Raw genomic sequence first — 17999 nt, forward strand, 5'->3', positions numbered from 1 at the left:
AGGATTGCGATTCCATTTGGGTTCTTAACCATACACAATGGCGATCTTGGCAAAATTTCAACCCGCGCATTAGAAAATCCGGTCATATTTGGCCGTTTCTCGCGCCTGGACCATCAAAAAATGGCTGAAATGACAATATCGCCACACTCTCCAGCATCTGTCTTCGATAGCAAGAATCGACGACATTAACCAATTCAATCATTTCAAAGTGAATAAAGTCTTATACAAATTCTCACCCGTATAACGGAAATGTGTGAGAACCCCAATTGAAACGATGAGTGCGTCGCGATATTTGTTGACAATGACACTCATAAATAAATCTCCCCAAAGAATCCGCCATGAGACCCGCCTGCGGCGGCTCGAAGTTCAGGCGATCAAACATATCACCCCACTCATGCTGCGCGTGACGCTTGCGGGCGACGAGTTGCAAGGCTTTACCAGCCCCGGCTATGCCGACCACATCAAGATTTTCTTCCCAACTGCCGGCAGTGAACCGGTTTTGCCGATACTCGGCCCCGACGGTCTCACATTCCCTACCGACAAGCCCCGTCCGGAAATGCGCGATTACACACCGCGTTCTTACGATGCAGCATCGAACACCCTCGACGTCGACTTTGTTGTGCATGGCGACGGCCCTGCCTCAAACTGGGCAGCGCAGGCGGAAATCGGCCAAAAGATCGTGATCGGTGGCCCGCGCGGCTCCATGATCATTCCGGACGCCTTCGACTGGTATCTGCTCGCCGGCGACGAAACCGCCCTGCCCGCGATCGGTCGCCGTCTTGAAGAGTTGCCCACTACGGCACGCGCCCTTGCCGTCATCGAGGTTGCCGGTAAGGAAGCAGAGCAGGCATTAAGGACGGATGCCGGGGCGGAAATCTTCTGGGTGCATCGCAATGGTGCCGAGGCTGGCAACAATGATCTGCTGCTCCAGACCATCGCACAGCTCAACTTACCTGAGGGCGACTGCTATGCCTTCATCGCCGGTGAAAGCAGCATCTCCAGAGCCGTGCGCAGTCATCTTGTCGAACAGCGCGGCTTCAATGGCGAATGGGTCAAGGCGGCAGGCTATTGGCTGCGCGGCGTCGCCGACGCCCATGAGCCGCATTGATTCATTATCAGAACGTCGAGCCCGTGCCATCTGAACGCAGCTTTGATTTGCGCTGGCACTGGCATTTCCTCCCCTTTTCCGCCATATAAGCCCTCTACGACCAGAAATAGTATCCAAGGGCTTACGACGAGCATGGTGGCGCACGCGCAATTTGCAAAGATGAACGGGCTCGGAAACGAAATTATCGTTGCCGATATGCGCGGACGTGCGGACCGGATTACGCCGGAGGCGGCCATCGCGCTCGATCGCGATACGGCGACGAAATTTGACCAGATCATGGCCATTCACTCCGCCAGAACCGACGGCACGGAAGCCTATATCGAGATCATCAATTCTGACGGTACGCAGGCCCAGGCCTGCGGCAACGGCATGCGATGCGTCGTCCAGGCACTGAGTTCCGAAACGGGCAAGCACGAATTCACATTCGAGACCATCGCCGGCATTCTGACCGCCCAGGAACATCCGGACGGGCAGATCTCGGTCGACATGGGGATGCCGCGCTTCGACTGGCAGGACATTCCGCTGGCAGAACCGTTTCATGACACGCGCAAGATCGAGTTGCAAATTGGCCCGATCGATGCGCCGGTCCTGCATTCGCCTTCGGTTGCCAGCATGGGTAATCCGCATGCAATATTCTGGGTCGACCAGGACGTCTGGACCTACGATATGGAACGGTTCGGGCCTCTCCTCGAAAACCATCCGATCTTTCCCGAGCGCGCCAACATTTCCATTGCTCATGTGACCAGCCGTCATGCCATTACCTTGCGCACCTGGGAACGCGGCGCCGGGCTGACCCGCGCCTGTGGCTCGGCTGCCTGCGCCGCTGCCGTTTCGGCCGTGCGCACGGGGCGCACTGACCGGACCGTCACGGTTACCGTTCCGGGCGGACCTTTGCTGATCGAGTGGCTTGAAAACGATCATGTGATCATGACCGGCCCGGCCGAATGGGAGTTCTCCGGATCCCTCGATCCACAAACCGGTGCATGGCAGCGCGACGAAACGCCATCGCAGGGAGCCGCCTGATGGCAGTCGACATCGTTACCTTCGGGTGCCGCCTCAACACTTATGAATCCGAAGTGATGAAGCGCGAAGCCGATGCGGCCGGCCTCGGCACGCTGGAAAACGGTGCCATCATCTTCAACACCTGTGCCGTCACCAGCGAAGCGGTGCGCCAAGCGCGGCAGGCAATTCGCAAAGCACGCCGCGACAACCCCGATGCACGCATCATCGTTACCGGGTGCGCCGCACAGACCGGAGCCGACGATTTCGCTGCAATGGACGAAGTCGACCTTGTCCTCGGCAATGAGGAAAAGCTGAAATCCAACTCCTACCGCATGCTGCCGGATTTCGGTGTCAACCAGTTCGAAAAAGTCCGCGTCAACGACATCATGGAGGTGCGCGAAACCGCATCGCATATGGTCGACGCGATCGAGGGCCGCGCCCGGGCCTTTGTCCAAGTGCAGAACGGCTGCGATCATCGCTGCACCTTCTGCATCATTCCCTACGGCCGCGGCAATTCCCGCTCTGTCCCGATGGGCGGCGTGGTCGAACAGGTGAAACGGCTGGTCGGTAACGGCTACAATGAAGTGGTGCTGACCGGCGTCGACATGACCAGCTATGGACCGGATCTTCCGGGAAACTTGCGGCTGGGCAAGCTGGTGAAGACCGTACTCAGGGAAGTACCGGACTTGCAGCGGCTGCGCCTTTCGTCGATCGACTCAATCGAGGCCGACGAGGATCTGATGGAAGCGCTCGCAAACGAGAACCGGTTGATGCCTCATCTGCATCTGTCGCTGCAATCGGGCGACAACATGATCCTGAAGCGCATGAAGCGCCGGCACCTGCGCGAAGACTCGATCGAGTTCTGCGAGAATGTCCGCCGCATACGTCCTGACATCGTCTTCGGCGCTGATATCATTGCCGGCTTTCCGACCGAGACCGATGAGATGTTCGAAAATTCCATCCGGATCGTCGAGGAATGCGGCTTGACGCATCTGCACGTTTTTCCGTTCAGCCCGCGTGAAGGCACACCCGCTGCGCGCATGCCGCAGGTCAACAGGCAGGTCGTGAAGGCGCGTGCCTCGCGGCTCCGCGCTGCCGGTGATGCGGCCTATCGCAGCCACCTGGAAAGTCTGGTCGGTACGGGGCAAAAAATTCTCATTGAACGCGAAGGCATCGGCCGTACGGAAGGGTTCACCCTTGTCGGTGTTGACGGCGGGACACCGGGCCATATCACCACGCGCACCATAGACGGGCATGACGGCGACAAGCTGCTGGCCAGAGATAGCGGCAATCGGCGCGCAGCATAAACATTTAGCAAGCAAAGCAGCATTCATGGCTCTGGGTTTCATCAAGAAGATTTTTTCCTTCGGCAAGAAAGAGGTCGAAGAGGTTCCGGCCGAGGAAGTCCTTCATCCGAAGGAGGCACTTCCAACGGTCGAGCAGACCTATGAAGACACGGCAGCTGAGGAAGCGCTGCCTGTCGCAGACGATGTTGAAGCGGTTGCAGACGAACGGGTTGAAGATCGTGGGGCTTTTGCTGAGCGCGAAGCCATTGATGAACCTGCGCCGGAACCCGATCTCCTGCCGGAGATCGAACCGGCCATCATTTATCAGGTCGAAATCGATGTAACTACGGCCGAAGAGGCCGGTGTCGCAGAGGTTGAATCCCCACCCGCATTCGTGCCACCAGTACAGCCGGCCGAAACAACGGCTCCTGAAGAAGAAACGGTCGTCGACGAGACGCCAGAAATCTCCGCCGAGGCCGTCGAATTGCCGATGGACGAAGTCGAGATCGAACCGGTCGCAGTTCCAGCGCCGGAGGCTCCGACCGCAGAGGTTGCCGAACCTCTCCCCACTCCGGCGAAACAATCGCCATCCAAAGTGACCGTCAGCAGGACGGTCGAGGAAAAGCAAGCCGACGAACCAATTCCTGTTGCGCCAGAAAAGCGCCTCGCCTGGTTCGAACGCCTGCGCAAGGGACTGTCGCGCTCGTCGCAGCAACTGGGCGATTCCATCGGAGGCATCTTTACCAAGCGCAAGCTCGATGAGGACACGCTGCAGGATCTGGAAGACGTCCTCATCCAGGCCGATCTCGGCATGGAAACTGCAATCCGCATCACCGACAGCTTGAGCGCCACGCGTTACGGCAAGGACATCAGCACGGAAGAAGTCCGCACCATCATGGCGTCGGAGATCGAAAAGGTGCTGGGGCCGGTGGCCAAGCCGCTGGAGCTTGATCTTTCGCACAAGCCGCATGTCATCCTCGTCGTTGGTGTCAACGGCACGGGGAAAACGACGACGATTGGCAAGCTGGCCGCGAAACTGACCGCAGGCGGCCTCAATGTCATGCTGGCCGCTGGCGACACGTTCCGCGCCGCAGCCATCGAGCAGTTGCACATATGGGGCAAGCGTACCGGGGCGCCCGTCGTCTCGAGCAAGCTTGGTGCGGATGCTGCGGGGCTTGCCTTCGATGCCTGGAAGCAGGCGAAGGAAGCCGGAAGCGACGTACTGATTATCGATACGGCCGGCCGACTGCAGAACAGGGCGGAATTGATGGACGAACTGGCGAAGATCGTTCGCGTTCTTGGTAAGAACGATCCCGAGGCACCCCACACGGTGCTGCAGACGCTAGACGCGACAACGGGCCAGAATGCGCTCAACCAGGTCGAGATCTTCAAGAACATCGCCGGTGTCAATGGTCTGGTCATGACCAAACTTGACGGCACGGCACGAGGTGGCATTCTTGTTGCCATCTCGGCGAAGCACAAACTGCCCGTCTATTTCATTGGCGTGGGCGAACAGGTCGATGACCTCGAGCCCTTCGCCGCTAGAGATTTTGCCAAAGCCATTGCGGGAGTTGCATGATGGAAGAATCCGTATTCGAACGCGATCCGTCCGATCCGGCGCGCAAGGAGATCCAGCCCCTGTTGAAACTTGCGCTGGAACTTGGACCCCTCATGGTCTTCTTCTTTGCCAATGCGCGTGGTGAATGGCTGATCGAGCGCTTTCCCGGTTTGTCCAATATTGGCGAGCCCATTTTCATCGCCACTGCCCTTTTCATGGCCGCCACGGCAATTGCCCTTGCTGTTTCCTGGATCCTCACCCGCAGCCTGCCGATCATGCCGTTGGTCTCCGGCATCGTCGTTCTGGTGTTCGGCGCGCTCACGCTTTGGCTGCACAACGAGACCTTCATCAAGATGAAGCCGACCATCGTCAACACGCTGTTCGGTGTCATTCTGCTCGGTGGGCTCTATTTCGGAAAATCCTTGCTCGGTTATGTGTTCGATAGCGCCTTCAAGCTCAACGCTGAGGGCTGGCGTAAGCTGACCCTGCGCTGGGGCGTATTTTTTCTTTTCCTTGCCGTGTTGAACGAAGTGGTCTGGCGCAGTTTCTCGACGGACTTCTGGGTCGCATTCAAAGTCTGGGGCACCATGCCGATTACACTGCTCTTCACCTTTGCGCAGATGCCATTGGTCATGAAGTATTCGATCGAACAGGCAACGCCCGAAAAAGCGGCAAGCAAGGATAAGTAAATCCGCCAAACGGCCATAATTTACACCTGATCGCGACGAAATCCCGCCGCGATCCGCGCTCAAGAATTGCGGTGCCGGCAACGAATTCTGAGAAAGCGCGACCCCATGAAAACGGCTCTCATCGTAATGACCCTGATGGGTTGCGACTGCGATGCGAAAATCTGCGAATATATCAAGACCGCGGATGCCGGCTGGACCAGCGTCGAGCGCTGCCGCGCCGATCTTGAAAGTGAGATTCGTCGGAACACCAAGGCCGACTATCCGCTGATCACTGCCACGTGCACGGAGAGATCTACACCGGGGGCAGCAGTCGCCAGCCGGTCTTTCACGGTGCCAGCGCCTGCGGCCGACCGGCCGATCGAGACCTTGGCCGTTGGCACGCCGATCGATGCGCCGGTTACGGTTGCGACAAAGACCAGCTTTGGCTACCGGATGATCACCGTCCCCCTCACCCATGCCTACGACAGCACGGCGACCGCAGCAACCCGAGCTGCGGGCTGGGTACGGCACTATGCCATGCTGCAAAACTGAACCGTTTTTACTTCGCCTTGAGCGCGGCTTCGACCGCAGGCATCAGATCGTCACGGATAGACTCTGCGGTGAACGGCCCGACGTGCTTGTAGACGACGTTGCCATCGCGACCGACCAGGAAGGTTTCCGGCACGCCATAGACACCCCATTCGATTGCTGCGCGCCCATTGTTGTCTGCACCAATCATCGCATAGGGGTTGCCAAGTTCGTCGAGAAAACTCCGCGCGTTTTCGGTTTTATCCTTGTAGTTCAAGCCAGCCAGACGAATTCGAGTGTCCTGCGCAAGTTGCATCAGCAGCGGATGCTCAACCCGGCAGGGCAAGCACCAGGAACCAAAGACGTTGACGAGAGTGACCTGCCCCTTGAAACCCGCGGGATCAAGGCCGGGTACCGGCTGCCCGTCTTTCAGGAGACCCTCGACCGGAGGTAACGACAGGTTTGGCGCTGGCTTGCCGATCAGGGCGGATGGGATAACGGATTCATCGCGGCCGGAGGCCAGCTGGAACGCGAATATGCCCGCAAGTGCAGCGAAGAGAATGAGCGGCAGAAACACGAACAGCGAACTGCGTTTTGCCGGGGTCTTTTCGACTTGATCCTGTCCGGTCACGATGCGCTATCCGCCTTTGTCTCCGACCGGCGGCGGACGCCGCGTGATTCAAGCTCCTGCAGGGCCTGACGCTGAATACGCTGATCCATAAATATCCATCCGATCAAGCCGGCAAGAACAACAAAGCTTGCGCCGTAGGACGCGAGGATGAAAGCGGTATGACCCATCATTGCCCCCCCTCTTGTGTCATTGGCCTCCGTTCCGCGCTGCGGGCAGCGACTCGGCGCATTGCAATGACCCGGCGGCGCCAGATTTCATTGCGCATCGCCATGATGTGCATCGTGAAGAACAGCAGGGTGAAGCCAACAGCCATCACCAGCAGTGGCCAAAGCAATGACGGGTCGATGGTCGAACCGCCCATGCGCAACACCGATGCGGGCTGGTGCAACGTGTTCCACCAATCGACCGAAAACTTGATGATGGGAATGTTGATGAACCCAACCAGCGTGAGGATAGCTGTCGCTTTGGCCGATTTCGCCGGGTCATCCATGGCGCGGGTGAGCGCGATAATGCCGAGATACATCAGAAAGAGTACGAAAACCGAGGTGAGCCGCGCGTCCCAGACCCACCAGGTGCCCCACATCGGCTTGCCCCAAAGCGAGCCGGTGATCAGCGCAAGCGCGGTGAATACCGCGCCGATTGGCGCAGCGGCCTTGGCGGATACATCGGCCAGGGGATGCCGCCAGACCAACGTGCCGAGCGCCGCAATCGTCATGATGGTGTAGCACATCATCGAGAGCCAGGCGAAAGGCACATGTATGAACATGATCTTGACGGTCGCGCCCTGTTGGTAATCGTCTGGCGCCTGCATGGACAACCAGAAACCAATGGCAAGTACAAGCGCGGTCAACCCGCCAAGCCATGGCAAAATGGCTCCGGCGAGGCTCAAAAACCTGGTTGGATTGGCCAGGTCGATCCATCGTCCAGTCTTGGAAACAGCATCACTCATGATGTTCTCTTAGCTTTCTGGTGCCCTTTTCGCAATTCACTCCTCTGTCAGTCCGTCGAGGATTTCAGCGCTGCGGCAGCTGCCAACGGTCCCAGTACCGCAAAAAACAGGGTAATCGCAGCGAGAATAAGGAAGGGTGCCAGAAACGGTGCCGGGTCTTCAACTGCGCCATAGGACGCAGATACACCAAAAATCAGCACCGGTATGGTCAGCGGCAGGATGATCACCGAGACAAGAAGGCCGCCGCGCGGCAGTGAAACGGCGACGGCCGCCCCCACAGCTCCAATCAACGTGATCGCTGGTGTTCCGACGAGCAGCGTCAGTGTCGTCGCTCCGATCGCCGGCGGCTCCATATTCATGAACAGACCAAGAAGCGGCGAGGCGATCACCAGCGGCAGGACGCTTACAGTCCAATGCGACAGGCACTTTACCAGAATGGTGAGTGCCAGCATGTGCCGCTCTTGCGCCATGATCAAAAGATCCAGCGATCCATCATCCCTGTCTGCCTGAAACAGCCGGTCGAGGCCGAGCAGTGTCGCAAGCAGTGCGCCGATCCACAGCATGGCCGGACCAATGCGGGCGAGCAGTTTCAAATCGGGACCAACACCGAAGGGAATGACTGCGATCACCGCGAGGAAGAACAGGATGCCGATCAGCACACCACCTCCCGCGCGCAGCCCCAACCGGATATCGCGAATGAATAAGGCTCCCATTACGCGGCCGCCCCCAAGGAAAGTTCTTTCGCTGCAAGCCCTAGCGGCAGATGCGTCGCGGCGACAATGATCCCGCCACCAGCAAGGTGCTGTTGCATCGACCCGGTGAACTGCATCTCCGATGCCTTGTCCAAGCCGGCAGTCGGTTCATCCAGCAGCCATACTGGACGATCACTGATCAGCAGTCGGGCAATACTGGCGCGGCGCTTTTGACCGGTCGAAAGATACCCGAACGGCAAATGGCCGATATCCGCGAGGCCAACGCGTTCGAGCGCCTCCACAATGGAACATCGTCCGGCGCCGTTGAACGACTGCCAGAAACGCAGATTTTCATCGATGCTGAGAACCGGCTTCATCGCATTCAGATGGCCAAGGTAGTGCGTGGCGGCGACAAGGCTCTCATATGGCTGCGGCGGTGATTCCAGATGAACGGCGCCCTCGGCCTGCACGAGAAGCCCGGCAATGATTCGGAGCAGGGTGGATTTTCCTGCACCGTTTGGTCCCGTGACAAGCAGCGCGTTGCCGGCGGAAACCGCAAAATCAAGGCCGGAAAACAATCGCTCGCCGCCTCGTTCTCCGCCCAAGTTTTCCGCAACCAGCCGCATGAATGTCCTGCTTTTTTTCCAACCCCAAATGCCGCGTGATCATTTCGACGCAGCACGCATTTTTGACGAACATCGGTCTGGCACAGATCGACGAAAAACTCTATATAGCTGGCAACCATGCCAGCGGTCGGTGTGGAAACCATTTTTGGCCGATCTCGATACGGGTTCCGTTTTTGGACCTGTTGCGGGACGGACAGCGGAAATGACTGCACCCGCACCTTAGCGCGTCCTTGAAACGCGGCAAAGGCGTTCGTCCCGGGTTAGGCCTCAGCATAAGGACGAACGAAAAATGTCTCAGATTGACAGTTTCAAATGCCGTAAAACCCTCTCCGTGGGGGATAAGGAATATGTCTATTACAGTTTGACCGAAGCCGAAAAAAACGGCTTGGAAGGCATCTCCAAACTTCCGTTCTCCATGAAAGTCCTGCTCGAAAATCTGCTTCGTTTTGAAGACAACCGCTCGGTCTTCAAGAAGGATATCGAGAATGTCGCCAAATGGCTTGTCGACCGCGGCAGTGCCGGCGCAGAAATCGCCTATCGTCCGGCGCGCGTTCTGATGCAGGACTTTACCGGTGTTCCAGCAGTCGTGGATCTTGCAGCCATGCGCGACGCCATGGTCAATCTGGGTGGCGATCCCGAGAAGATCAATCCGCTCGTCCCGGTTGATCTTGTTATCGACCATTCGGTGATCGTCGACGAATTCGGCAATCCCCAGGCCTTCAAGCGCAATGTCGATCTTGAGTATGAGCGCAACGGCGAACGTTATCGCTTCCTGAAATGGGGCCAGCAGGCATTCAAGAACTTCCGCGTCGTTCCGCCCGGCACAGGCATATGCCACCAGGTGAACCTCGAATATCTGGCACAGGCTGTATGGACCAAGGAAGAAGACGGTGTAACCGTCGCCTATCCGGATACGTGCGTTGGCACCGACTCGCACACAACCATGGTCAACGGCCTCGGCGTGCTCGGCTGGGGCGTTGGCGGTATCGAGGCCGAGGCTTCCATGCTCGGCCAGCCAGTATCCATGCTCCTGCCCGAAGTCATCGGGTTTCGCCTGACCGGTAAGGTCAAGGAAGGCGTGACAGCAACCGATCTTGTCCTCACCGTGGTGCAGATGCTGCGCAAGAAGGGTGTGGTCGGCAAGTTTGTCGAATTCTTCGGACCTGGCTTGGAAAGCATGACCCTGGCCGACCGTGCCACCATCGGCAATATGGGCCCGGAATACGGCGCAACATGCGGCTTCTTCCCGATCGACCGCGAGACAATCAACTACATGCATATGTCGGGCCGCGATGAAGACCGCCTGGCCCTCGTCGAAGCCTATTCGAAAGCACAGGGCATGTGGCGCGAGCCGGACTCTGCCGATCCGGTATTCACGGACACGCTGGAGCTGGATCTTGGAACCGTTGTGCCGTCCATGGCCGGACCAAAGCGTCCGGAAGGTCGTATCGCGCTTGAGGGCATTGCATCCGGCTTCCATGAATCGCTGCAGAACGAGTACAAGAAGACCACGCAGCTCGACACCCGATATGCTGTCGAAGGCGAGGACTACGATCTCGGCCACGGCGATGTCGCCATCGCTGCAATCACCTCCTGCACCAACACGTCCAATCCGAGCGTTTTGATTGCGGCCGGTCTTCTCGCCCGCAATGCCGCTGCCAAGGGCCTGAAGTCCAAGCCATGGGTCAAGACATCGCTGGCACCGGGCTCGCAGGTGGTTGCTGCCTATCTCGAAAACGCCGGACTGCAGAAGGAGCTCGACAAGCTCGGCTTTAATCTCGTTGGTTTCGGCTGCACGACATGCATCGGCAATTCCGGTCCGCTCCCGGCACCGGTCTCCAAGACCATCAACGACAAGGGTCTGATCGCTGCGGCCGTGCTTTCCGGCAACCGCAACTTCGAGGGACGCGTGTCACCCGACGTGCAGGCAAACTACCTGGCCTCGCCGCCTCTCGTCGTTGCCTACGCATTGGCTGGCACCGTGACCAAGGATCTGACGACCGAGCCGCTCGGCGAGGATCAAAACGGCAATCCGGTGTTCCTCAAGGATATCTGGCCGTCTTCGCACGAGATCCAGGAATTCATCACCAAGAACGTCACCCGCAAGCTGTTTGCAGCAAAATATGCAGACGTGTTCAAGGGCGACGAGAACTGGCAGGCTGTCAAGGTACCGGCAGGTCAGACCTACGCTTGGGATGACCAGTCGACCTATGTGCAGAACCCTCCTTACTTCGTCGGCATGGGCAAGACGCCCGGCAAGGTAAACGACATCAAGGGAGCGCGCATTCTCGGCCTGTTTGGCGACAAGATCACAACCGATCACATTTCGCCCGCCGGTTCAATCAAGGCAGCTTCTCCGGCTGGCAAGTATCTCACCGACCACGGCGTTGCTCCGCTGGATTTCAACCAGTACGGCACGCGCCGCGGCAACCATGAGGTGATGATGCGCGGCACGTTTGCCAATATCCGCATCCGCAACCACATGCTGGGTGAAAACGGTCGCGAGGGCGGCTACACGATCCACTATCCTTCCAAGGAAGAGATGCCGATCTATGATGCGGCGATGCTGTATCGTGCGGAGAGTGTTCCTCTCGTGATCTTTGCCGGCGTGGAATATGGCAATGGCTCGTCACGTGACTGGGCGGCTAAAGGCACCAATCTGCTCGGCGTACGCGCCGTCATTGCGCAATCCTTCGAACGCATCCACCGTTCGAACCTGGTTGGCATGGGCATCGTGCCATTCGTTCTCGAAGAGGGCACAAGCTGGCAATCCCTGGGACTGAAGGGTGACGAAGTCGTCTCGATCGAGGGACTGGCCTCGATCCAGCCGCGTCAGAAGACGTTTGCCACAGTGACCTATGCCGATGGCAGCAGCAAGCAGGTCCCGTTGATCTGCCGGATTGATACCATCGACGAGCTGGAATACCTCAAGAACGGCGGCATTTTGCAGTACGTTCTGCGCGATCTGGCTGCGTAAACTGCAGCCGACCGACCCTGAAGAAAGACCGCCGGCTGCCCGGCGGTCTTTTTGTTGGGTGAGCCCGCGAAACGTGATCGAATTCACCTCAAAGTGACTTCCTCTTGAGACGCACGGCTCCTATCAATCATCTCGCAATCATTTTATCCGACAACAAGCCCATTCAAATTGGGAAGTGAATAGAACCTGTGCCTTTGCCCGCTCTGTCCAGACGTATTCTGATTGGCGCTCCGCTTCTGGCGGCCGCCGCATATGTGCTGCCGGTCTGTGCGGAGAATGTCGGCAAAAAGCCAGACGGCGTCGTCGAGCTCTACACGTCCCAGGGATGTGGCTCCTGCCCACCTGCGGATGCCATTCTTAAACAGCTCGCGACGGAGGGGAAAGTTGTCGCCCTCGCCTTTCACGTCGATTATTGGGACTATCGCGGCTGGACGGACAATCTTGCACTGCCGGAAAATACCGATCGCCAAAACGCTTACAGGACTGCTCTTGGCCTGAATGGCATCTATACACCTCAAGTGATTATCAACGGCCGTGAGCATGTGAACGGGCAGGACGGACAGAAAATTCGCAGGCGCATCTCGGAAATGCGCGACACGGGGACTGGCCTGACCGTTCCCGTTTCCATCGACAAGACTGCGCCCGACCGTTTGCTGATCGATATCGGCGCCGGTCAGGCCACAAAGAATCCGGTCCGGGTCCTGCTTGCCTACTTTAATCGGGAAACCATCGTCGCCATACCTGATGGTGAGAATGTTGGCCGCAAGGTGAATTATTCCAACAGTGTGCGGGCGATGGAAACCGTCGGGATGTGGGATGGCAATGCCCAGCAAATTGAAATTCCGCTGAGTGAGATCGCCAGCAAAAAGGCGACCGGGTGTGCCGTATTGTTGCAGGAAATGCTCGGCGAAGGCAAGCCGGGTCCAATTATCGGCGCTTCGATCATGGCCGCCAAATCCTGATTATAATGGTCCCCAAACAAAAACAGGCCGGATAAATCCGGCCTGAGGTATTGGGGCATGTTGCCAAATAGGGAGACTAAATGGTTCGGACCCAACCAACCCGTTGGGCGGGGGGCTTGGGGTATCGGGCTGTTCGAGGCGAACCGTCTCAGACAACATGTGCCGATGGTGGGTTTCGAATGGGGCGGCAATGCGAACAGATTATGGCGAGAATATGTCGTATCATCACCATTGGAATCAATCCGTATTGCTTCGTGAGAACGATCAAAAACCGATTCTAAAGCCAATTATTGCCCATTTCACGATCATTCCGGCCTTGTAAAAACAAGCGGAACAGGTCACCTTTATGTCATCCAGGTGTCACACGACAGTTAAGGCGGTTGATTGATGGACAGCAATGCGAGTGGCGATGAATCGCAACAGCAGGCGAAACTTATCTCTCTAGTACGCACCGGTGATCCGCCCGTTACCTTTAACCGGCGCGAGCTTGATCAAATTCTCCATATATACGGCTTCATGGTTTCCGCAGGTGAATGGCGTGATTATGCCATTGATCATTTGATGGATCGCGCGGTCTTCTCCATTTTTCGTCGGACCAGCGAAGTGCCAATGTTCCGTGTCGAGAAAAACCCCAGGCTTGCCCGCAAGCAGGGCGCATATAGCGTGATCGCAGCAAGCGGGCTCATCCTCAAACGGGGCCATGAGCTCGACCGAGTGCTCCGGGTATTCGACAAGGGTTTGAGCGTCGTGCGGGGATAGGCTCTGCCGATGTGGCTATGCTCTCAGTGGCGGCCTGCCGGGTAACGTCTCGGAGCCGCCATTCATGTCGAGCTGCATGAGCACCGTATCCAGCCAGCGGCCATGCTTGAACCCTGAACTCTTGATGGTTCCCGAGTACTTGAAGCCAGAACTGGCGTGTAGTTTGACCGACGCCGAATTATCATGGCCGTCTCCAATAACGGCGATGAATTGTCGAAAGCCCAGCGCGGTACAGTCAACGATCAGCTGTTTCAACAGTGCCTTGCCAAGGCCCCTGCCTTTGGCCTCCGGCGCAATATAGATCGAGTCCTCCACGGTCCACCAATAGGCAGGCCTGGTCCTGAAGTAGCTTGCATAGGCATAGCCCGCTACCTTGCCGTCGATCTCCGACACGATATAGGGGAAACCCTCAGCGGTAATCGCATGAAATCGCCGCACCATTTCCTCATAGTCAGGCGGATCGATCTCATAAGTCGCAGTTCCATGAAGGACAGCGTCGCGATAGATTTCGGTGATGACGGTAAGATCGGCAGGACGAGCCGAGCGGGTTTCTAATGGAGACATGGGCTTCGCAGGCAAAGGATCAATCGTGATTGTTTCATGCGCCTCTTTGCCGATAATTTGAAGGGCCGACGCCGGAAAATTTTCATGCGACGCCAATTGGGACAACTCTCGCACAAAAGAAAAGGGCAGCGTTTCCGCTGCCCTGATCCCAATTCATGTTCGAGCGATTACTCGCGATTGCCCAGGAACTGCAGCAGGAACATGAACATGTTGATGAAGTCGAGGTAGAGACGCAGCGCGCCCATGATTGCCTTGCGGCCATAGGTATCCGCAGCATCGCCTTCGTAATACATTTCCTTGATGTTCTGCGTGTCATAGGCGGTCAAGCCGGCAAAGACCAGCACTCCGATGGCCGAGATTGCGAACTGCAATGCGCTCGACGCAAGGAAGATATTGACCAGCGAAGCCAGGATGATGCCGATCAAGCCCATGAACAGGAACGAGCCCATACCGGACAGATCACGCTTTGTGGTGTAGCCGTACAGTGACAGCGCGCCAAACGACGCAGCTGTGATAAAGAACGTCTGAACGATGCTTCCAGAAGTATAAACGAGGAAGATCGAGGACAGCGAAATACCAACAAGGGCGGCATAGGCCCAGAAGGTAGTCTGGGCCGCGGCCACGCTCATCTTTTCGATGCGGAAACTCAGGAAGAACACTGCGGCAAGCGGCGCAAGCATCACAACCCAGCGCAGGGGCGAGCCATAAAGCGCAACGCCGAGATTTGTCAGCATTTTACCGTTAGGCAATTGAGCCGCGGCAAGAGACGCATCGTTGGTGGTTGCGAAATAAACAGTTGCAAGAGCAGCAAGACCGGTCACTGCAAGACCGATCCCCATCAGATTGTAGACCTTCAGCATGTAACTGCGCAGACCCTGATCGATCCCCGCGTCCACACGCACTCCGGCCGAAGTACGGGCCTGGATGTTGCGATAGTCAGCCATGATTAACCTCATTTGCTTCGTCCCGTCGGGTGTCGGGTTTATCCCCAGGCGCCGCTGGCGGGACCCCAGCATGCCTTGGGACAAATTATGGGGATTCGTGCGATCCATAACAAGACCTGATTTACTCAAGAATGCGTGTAATTGGCCAAAAGGCGATGAATCGAACGAAAATTACACTCTTTTAACGATTTCAGAGGTTTCGCAGGACTGGCGCCGCCTTTTGGCCAAGGATACGCCACGTGCCCGCAAGGCCAAATCCGACAGTCAAGACCAGCGCAATGATCACGGTCATGACGGCGACATCCGGCTGGAAGGATGCGGGCAGTGTCATGACCCTGACGATCACGTACCAGGCTGCCAGACCGCCAGCAAAGAGTGCGAAAACCGCCGTGGCGAGACCGAGCAGCATGTATTCGAGGGTGAAAGCCCTGATGAGCGTTCGTCTCGTCGCGCCGAGAGTCTTCAGAACCACCGCGTCGTGAACGCGCGCCCGGTTACCTGCCGCCAGCGCACCACCGAGCACGAGGATCGAGGCGATCAATGCCACCGATGCCGCCGCACGAATTGCAACGGCCAGCTGGCCGACGAGCTCGTTGGCAATCGTGATCGCGTCTTTGACGCGAACAGTGGTGACAGCCGGAAACGCGCGGGTCACGTCACGCATGACCGTTGCCTCCTGCTGTGGTGTCGACGAGATGTCGGTCAGGGTCGCCAGCCAGGCGTGCGGGGCACCGGCAAAGGTATTCGGCGAGAAAACCATAACGAAATTAATGGCCAGCGATTCCCATTGCAGCTGGCGGAAATTGGCGATGCGTGCCGTGACATTGCGGCCAAGCACGTTGACTGTCACCGTATCGCCAATCTTGAGGCCAAGATTGTTGGCCTCTTCCGCAGAGAACGACACAAGAGGCTCGCCCGAATAGTCTGCGGGCCACCACGTACCACGCGTCAGTTCGGAGTTTTCCGGCACGTTCCGGGCATAGGTTATCCCGCGATCGCCACGTAGTACCCACGCCCCTTCCGGAGGTATCGTCAGCTTGTCGACGCCTGTTCCGTTGAACGCAACGATGCGGCCGCGCAGCATGGGCGCGCTTACGATCTTGCCGTTGGGCGCCGCCTTCTGCACGAGACTAGTAAACTGATCCACCTGCTTGCTCTGGATGTCGACGAAGAAGAAGTTTGGAGCCCTTTCCGGCAGGTTGCCGGCCAGCTGCCGGCGCAAGCTGCCATCGATGAGCGCAAGCGTGACAAGTAAGGTCAGTCCAAGACCCAGAGACAGGACCACAGAGGGTGTGAGGGCGCCCGGACGGTGGATATTGCCGATGGCAAGACGCAGTGCCGTGGAACGAACTCGCGGCGCTCGGCGTGCCGCCCATTGGACCAGGCCCGATACCGCTCGCAGAACCACGAATGAAAACGCGACTGCGCCGATGAATATCGCGGCTATCCTCCGGTCATAGGCGAAGAGAACGGCGAGCAGGCAAAGGACGGCAATCAGGACGGCAGCAACGGCCACATAGAACAGCTTTGGCCAGCCCCGCTGTTCAAAGCCCTGCTCCCGGAATAGGGCTGTTGCCGGAACATCGCGCGCACGCCCGAGAGGCAGGATCGCAAAGGCAAGCGTCGTCAGGAGTCCGAACAACGCCGCCCACGCCAATGCACCCGGATAAAATCCGCCCTTGGCTGCGATGGGCAGAACATCCCTGAGGGCGTAGCCGGCCGCATAGGGAATGATAGCCGCAATCACCAGACCGATAGCGATGCCGATAAGTGCAATGATTGTGATCTGGATCAGATACACCGCAATAACAAACCAGCCGGGCGCTCCGAGCGATTTGAACGTCGCGATGACACCGCGTTTGCCGTCGAGATAGGCCCTGACCGCATTGGCGACGCCAACACCGCCGACAATCAGCGCTGTCAGGCCGACCAATGTCAGGAACTGCGAGAACCGCTCAATATTGGCGCTGAGCGATGGGGCCGCATTGGTCCGGCTACGTATGGTCCAACCGGCCTCTGGGAATTCGAGCCGCGCCTCATTGCGGATAGCCGTGATCGCGGCTTCGCTCGTACCGGCAGGGAGCGCGAGTTTGTAGCTGTGATCGACGAGGCTGCCCGGTTGGACCAGGCCGGCAGCCGCGAGACCTTCGAGCGAAACCATGAAACGTGGCGCAAAACCGAAACCATCGGATAGTAGATCGGGTTCATTGGTGATTATAGAACGCAATTCGAAAGTCGCCGATCCCAGCAGAACGTGGTCACCAATTTTGAGGTTGAGCCGGTCGAGAAAGATTTGGGCAACGGCTGCGCCAAACGCTCCATCCTTTTCAATGAACAACGCCTCGTGGTCGAGTGCCGGCGCCGTCTCCAGCTTGCCATAGAGCGGATAGGCTTTATCCACCGCCTTTACTTCGACCAGCGACTGGTCGGATCCATCAACTAGTCGCGCCATGGACCGCATATTGGCGCTGACCGCGACGCGGCCCTTGGCATCAAGAAATGCGCGCTCTTCGGGAGTGACTTCGCGCTGGTTCAGTTGAAAGCGGATATCACCACCGAGAATGCTTTGCCCCTGCGTGGAGATGCCTGCGGTCACGGAATTGGCGACCGAGTTGACACCGCCAATGGCCGCCACACCGAGCGCGATGCAGGCGAGGAATATATAGAACCCGGACAAGCCGCTGCGCATTTCGCGCAAGGCAAAACGCAGGGCCAGTTTGAGCGATGGCGATGAGCGGATTGACG

At 57.8% G+C, this 17999-nt stretch carries 16 protein-coding genes and 1 pseudogene; 9 read left to right on the forward strand and 8 right to left on the reverse strand.

Annotated elements, in window-relative coordinates:
- Positions 1-301: 301 nt before the first annotated feature.
- The 6 genes from CU102_RS19145 (at position 302) to CU102_RS19170 (ending at position 6174) form a co-directional block, all read left to right on the forward strand.
- The gene (locus tag CU102_RS19145) at positions 302-1108 is read left to right on the forward strand and encodes a siderophore-interacting protein (RefSeq protein ID WP_106712693.1); all 807 of its coding nucleotides are present in this window, start codon (positions 302-304) and stop codon (positions 1106-1108) included.
- A 132-nt stretch (positions 1109-1240) separates the two neighbouring features.
- Positions 1241-2131 (forward strand): diaminopimelate epimerase, encoded by an 891-nt coding sequence (dapF, locus tag CU102_RS19150; protein WP_106712694.1) that lies wholly within the window; start codon positions 1241-1243, stop codon positions 2129-2131.
- Positions 2131-3417 carry a tRNA (N(6)-L-threonylcarbamoyladenosine(37)-C(2))-methylthiotransferase MtaB gene (gene mtaB / locus CU102_RS19155; RefSeq protein ID WP_106712744.1) on the forward strand — a complete coding sequence of 429 codons (1287 nt, stop codon included), beginning with the start codon at positions 2131-2133 and terminating at the stop codon, positions 3415-3417. Before dapF ends, mtaB begins: the two co-directional genes overlap by 1 nt.
- Before the next feature lie 25 nt (positions 3418-3442).
- The gene (gene ftsY / locus CU102_RS19160; RefSeq protein ID WP_106712745.1) at positions 3443-4975 is read left to right on the forward strand and encodes a signal recognition particle-docking protein FtsY; all 1533 of its coding nucleotides are present in this window, start codon (positions 3443-3445) and stop codon (positions 4973-4975) included.
- Positions 4975-5643 (forward strand): septation protein A, encoded by a 669-nt coding sequence (locus CU102_RS19165; RefSeq protein WP_106712695.1) that lies wholly within the window; start codon positions 4975-4977, stop codon positions 5641-5643. Before ftsY ends, CU102_RS19165 begins: the two co-directional genes overlap by 1 nt.
- A 105-nt stretch (positions 5644-5748) precedes the next feature.
- Entirely contained in the window at positions 5749-6174 is a 426-nt protein-coding gene (locus CU102_RS19170) for a hypothetical protein (RefSeq protein WP_106712696.1), read from the forward strand.
- A gap of 7 nt (positions 6175-6181) precedes the next feature.
- Here CU102_RS19170 and CU102_RS19175 read toward each other — a convergent pair whose 3' ends face one another.
- From CU102_RS19175 to ccmA, 5 genes are read right to left on the reverse strand one after another with little or no spacing between them, the layout of a single operon-like run.
- Entirely contained in the window at positions 6182-6781 is a 600-nt protein-coding gene (locus CU102_RS19175) for a DsbE family thiol:disulfide interchange protein (RefSeq protein ID WP_106712697.1), read from the reverse strand.
- Entirely contained in the window at positions 6778-6951 is a 174-nt protein-coding gene (gene ccmD, locus CU102_RS19180; protein WP_106712698.1) for a heme exporter protein CcmD, read from the reverse strand. The genes CU102_RS19175 and ccmD overlap by 4 nt, the downstream gene beginning before the upstream one ends.
- Entirely contained in the window at positions 6948-7730 is a 783-nt protein-coding gene (locus CU102_RS19185) for a heme ABC transporter permease (RefSeq protein WP_106712699.1), read from the reverse strand. Before CU102_RS19185 ends, ccmD begins: the two co-directional genes overlap by 4 nt.
- A 47-nt stretch (positions 7731-7777) precedes the next feature.
- Positions 7778-8443 carry a heme exporter protein CcmB gene (gene ccmB, locus CU102_RS19190; protein WP_106712700.1) on the reverse strand — a complete coding sequence of 222 codons (666 nt, stop codon included), beginning with the start codon at positions 8441-8443 and terminating at the stop codon, positions 7778-7780.
- Entirely contained in the window at positions 8443-9048 is a 606-nt protein-coding gene (gene ccmA, locus CU102_RS19195) for a heme ABC exporter ATP-binding protein CcmA (RefSeq protein ID WP_106712701.1), read from the reverse strand. The genes ccmB and ccmA overlap by 1 nt, the downstream gene beginning before the upstream one ends.
- 289 nt (positions 9049-9337) lie before the next feature.
- Between ccmA and acnA the strand changes: the two genes are divergently transcribed.
- From acnA to CU102_RS19215, 3 genes and pseudogenes are all read left to right on the forward strand, one after another.
- Entirely contained in the window at positions 9338-12025 is a 2688-nt protein-coding gene (gene acnA / locus CU102_RS19205) for an aconitate hydratase AcnA (RefSeq protein ID WP_106712703.1), read from the forward strand.
- A gap of 188 nt (positions 12026-12213) precedes the next feature.
- On the forward strand, positions 12214-12987 hold the full coding sequence (locus CU102_RS19210; RefSeq protein ID WP_245425417.1) for a DUF1223 domain-containing protein: 774 nt from the start codon (positions 12214-12216) through the stop codon (positions 12985-12987).
- A 471-nt stretch (positions 12988-13458) separates the two neighbouring features.
- A pseudogene (locus CU102_RS19215) lies at positions 13459-13746 on the forward strand (DUF2794 domain-containing protein); the annotation flags it as partial.
- Positions 13747-13761: 15 nt separating this feature from the next.
- Here CU102_RS19215 and CU102_RS19220 read toward each other — a convergent pair.
- The 3 genes from CU102_RS19220 to CU102_RS19230 all read right to left on the reverse strand — a co-directional run bounded on the left by CU102_RS19220 (position 13762) and on the right by CU102_RS19230 (position 17994).
- Positions 13762-14310: a GNAT family N-acetyltransferase gene (locus tag CU102_RS19220; RefSeq protein WP_106712746.1), complete on the reverse strand. Its 549-nt coding sequence runs from the start codon at positions 14308-14310 to the stop codon at positions 13762-13764.
- A gap of 167 nt (positions 14311-14477) precedes the next feature.
- Complete coding sequence (locus CU102_RS19225; protein WP_106712706.1) at positions 14478-15254, reverse strand: Bax inhibitor-1/YccA family protein; 777 nt, start codon at positions 15252-15254, stop codon at positions 14478-14480.
- A gap of 190 nt (positions 15255-15444) precedes the next feature.
- On the reverse strand, positions 15445-17994 hold the full coding sequence (locus CU102_RS19230; protein ID WP_106712747.1) for an ABC transporter permease: 2550 nt from the start codon (positions 17992-17994) through the stop codon (positions 15445-15447).
- Positions 17995-17999 lie beyond the last annotated feature (5 nt).

The organism is Phyllobacterium brassicacearum, assembly GCF_003010955.1.
In the GTDB taxonomy this organism is placed as follows: Bacteria; Pseudomonadota; Alphaproteobacteria; order Rhizobiales; family Rhizobiaceae; genus Phyllobacterium; species Phyllobacterium brassicacearum.